This is a genomic window from Nocardioides acrostichi (assembly GCF_015319165.1).
Lineage (GTDB): Bacteria > Actinomycetota > Actinomycetes > Propionibacteriales > Nocardioidaceae > Nocardioides > Nocardioides acrostichi.
On sequence record NZ_JADIVZ010000024.1, the window covers coordinates 1 to 2,851 of the forward strand.

Annotated in this window: 4 protein-coding genes and 2 pseudogenes; 4 read left to right on the forward strand and 2 right to left on the reverse strand. The window is 69.1% G+C overall.

What is annotated here, in order from left to right:
- The 3 genes and pseudogenes from ISG29_RS20345 to ISG29_RS21795 form a co-directional block, all read left to right on the forward strand.
- Positions 1-772, forward strand: a pseudogene (locus ISG29_RS20345) (DUF222 domain-containing protein); the annotation flags it as partial.
- Between the two features lie 69 nt (positions 773-841).
- Positions 842-1,009, forward strand: a complete 168-nt coding sequence (locus ISG29_RS21790; RefSeq protein ID WP_328830020.1) for a hypothetical protein — start codon at positions 842-844, stop codon at positions 1,007-1,009.
- A 100-nt stretch (positions 1,010-1,109) separates the two neighbouring features.
- Positions 1,110-1,337 (forward strand): annotated as a pseudogene (locus tag ISG29_RS21795) (NUDIX domain-containing protein); the annotation flags it as partial.
- Positions 1,338-1,390: 53 nt separating this feature from the next.
- Here the strand turns inward: ISG29_RS21795 and ISG29_RS20355 are convergent.
- Positions 1,391-1,786: a (R)-mandelonitrile lyase gene (locus ISG29_RS20355; RefSeq protein WP_194505282.1), complete on the reverse strand. Its 396-nt coding sequence runs from the start codon at positions 1,784-1,786 to the stop codon at positions 1,391-1,393.
- 94 nt (positions 1,787-1,880) lie between these two features.
- Between ISG29_RS20355 and ISG29_RS20360 the strand changes: the two genes are divergently transcribed.
- On the forward strand, positions 1,881-2,531 hold the full coding sequence (locus tag ISG29_RS20360) for a TetR/AcrR family transcriptional regulator (RefSeq protein WP_194505283.1): 651 nt from the start codon (positions 1,881-1,883) through the stop codon (positions 2,529-2,531).
- Here ISG29_RS20360 and ISG29_RS21435 read toward each other — a convergent pair.
- Positions 2,524-2,851: ATP dependent DNA ligase (locus ISG29_RS21435; protein WP_456237971.1), on the reverse strand; the 328-nt coding region annotated here is incomplete at its 5' end. The two genes, ISG29_RS20360 and ISG29_RS21435, sit on opposite strands and share 8 nt — an antisense overlap.

Below are 2,851 nucleotides of genomic sequence, written 5' to 3' on the forward strand. Positions count from 1 at the left end.
CGAACAGATCGACGGCTCGGTGAAGCACGCCGCCGCCCAGATCGCTGCGACCGAGTCCGACCTGCCGGTCGATGAGACCCGGGTCCAGGCCGTGCTCCGACTCCTCACCAGCACCCCGGTCCAGGAAACGGCACCCGCACCGAAGGTGGATGTGTGGGTCCACCTGCCCTTCGACCCCCGCGACCTCGCCGAGAACCCCGAGACCGGCCTGATCGTCCAACAGCCCCGCACCACCCGTACCGGTGGGGCAGCGACCGGGGTGCAGCCGGTGAGCGAGGCCTGGGTCCGCGACACCCTCGGCCCCACCGCACGCTTCACCATCCGGCCGGTGTTCTATCCCCGCGAGCAGGCGCCCGTGGATGCCTACGAGATCCCCACCCGCACCCGCAAGGCGGTCGAGCTGCTGACACCGGCCGACTGCTTCCCCTACGCCTCGGCCACCCTCACCACCGGAACCCAGCTACAGCTCGACCACACCCAGCCCTACCAGGCACAAGGTCCACCCGGACAGACAGCCGTGGAGAACCTCGGACCCCTCTCGGTCACCCACCACCGCATCAAGACCCACGGCCGCTGGCACGTGGTCCAACCCATCCCCGGCATCTACCTGTGGACCGACCCCCACAACCACCACTACCTCATCGACCACACCGGCACCCGACCACTCCCCACCACACCCAGAGCCCGAGCACGCCCCAAACCACTCGTAGCCGAGATCTACCGCCCCATGCCCCACCTCGACCTCGACCTCGACTACCCCCACGCCAGCTGATCTACGATCAGGCATGCGCGAGTGTTCGGGGGAGCAGTGAGGATGCTTGCGGCTGTTACGGGTCTCGTCGTGTCCGTCGGCCTGGTGCTGGCAGCTGCCGTGGCCGATGGGCAAGTGGTGGCCACGCGAGCGGCACAGCGCAGCGTCGATCTCGGTTGGCCGCTGGGCTGGGTCCACCAGGACCAGAGCGCGCTCGATCCGCCGCTACCGGCGCGGCTCTCGCTCGCCTCCCCCTGACCCATCTCTCGCCGTTGCCGTTCGCGGCGGACCTCGTCGTCGTCTCGGCGATCGTCCTGCTCGCGGGACTCGGCCTTCGGGTCTGGGTGCGGTCGGCCAGGTGACCCCTCGCATCCCCATCGCGGCCGCAGCCCTCGTGCGCGAGTGCCGTGAGGAGCTCGGCGTCCGCATCGCTGATCCGCGACCCATTGCGGGCCAGTGCAGCGACGAGCGCCTCGAGATGCACGTCTTCGTCGTCACTGCGTGGGACGGCGATCCGGTGAACGCCGCGCCCGACGAGCACGACGACCTGCGGTGGTTCGCACCCGACGAACTCTCCGATCTACGGATGGCCGACGACGCAGGCCCGGCGGATCCGGGCGGCTATCTCCCACGCTGGTCTCAGTCGCTGTACTCCGCGTCTGTGACGTGCTCCAGCCAGGTCACGGGCTGGCCCTGTTCGTCCGCCTCGTGGATGGCCAGGTGCGCCATGAAGCGGTCTGGTGTGGCGCCGTGCCAGTGCTCCTCGCCGGGCTCGATGTAGACGACGTCGCCGGGCCGGATCTCCTGAGTGCCGCCTGCGCGGGTGCCTACGTAGCCGACGCCGTCGGTGACGTAGAGCGTCTGCCCGTGGGGGTGGGTGTGCCAGGCAGTGCGCGCGCCGGGGGCGAACCGCACGTGGGCGCAGCCGACGGCGGACTGCTCGTCGGGGCTGCGCAACCCATCGATCCAGACGGTTCCGGTGAACCAGTCGGTTGGTCCGGGAGCGGTCTGGGTGCTGCTGGGGGTGTACTTCATGGTCTCCTCGATCTATTCGGATGTTCCGTATCCGCTTGTTGCAAGCGTAGACCACAACCGGATATTCCTGATCCGGTTGCGTTAGTCTGGGAACATGCCGCAGGCCGACCGCGCACTCCGCAAGGACGCCGCACTCAACCGTGAGCGGCTGCTCGAAGCGGCCCGCGAACTCTTCGCCGAGCGAGGCCTCTCGGTGACGCTGAACGACATCGCTCACCACGCAGGCGTGGGCGTCGGCACCGCCTACCGGCGCTTCTCCAACAAGGAGGAGGTCATCGACGCCCTCTTCGAGGACCAACTCGTGCAGCTTGCCGCCGTCGCCGAGGAGTGCCTCGCGGCGCCAGAGGCCTGGGCCGGCCTCGTGTCGTTCCTCGAGCGCTCGTTGGAGTGGCAATTCGGTAACCTGGGGCTCAACGAGCTCATGAACGACGCATCCCTGGGCGACGAGCGGGTCGCGGACGCACGCAGGAGGATCGCCCCGCTGATCGAGCAGCTGGTGCAGCGAGCCCGGGACGAAGGCGTGGTACGTCCTGATCTCGACCAGTCCGATCTCATCTTCGTGCAACTCGGCTTGTCGGCCATCATGCGGGCCAGCCGGGAGATCGCGCCTGACCTCTACCGGCGGTACCTCTCGCTGTTTCTCGATGGCATCCGAGCCCATCGCTCCGGCGCCTCGATCCTGCCGGCACCCGCTTTGAGCGCGGCCGACACCCATCGCGCCATGACCAGGGCCCGCGCTAGATAGCGAGGGCCCGGACCGTCTCGAGGGTGTCGGCCTCGTCGGCGGTCTTGTCGTCGCGATACCGGACGACGCGGGCGAACCGCAGCGCCAGCCCGCCCGGATACCGGGTGGAACGCTGGAGACCGTCGATCGCGATCTCGACCACCTGCTCCGGCCGCACGTGCACCACGTGGCCCTCGCGCGAGGTCTCCAGCCCTAGCCCCGGTCTTTCATGGGGGCGTCGGCGACGGCGTCGCGGCGTGAGGCGGGTTGATGGCGGTCTTCGGGTACGACGCTGGGCCGGCTGACGCTGCCGGGCTGCGGTTCTCCGGGTGGTGAGGGTT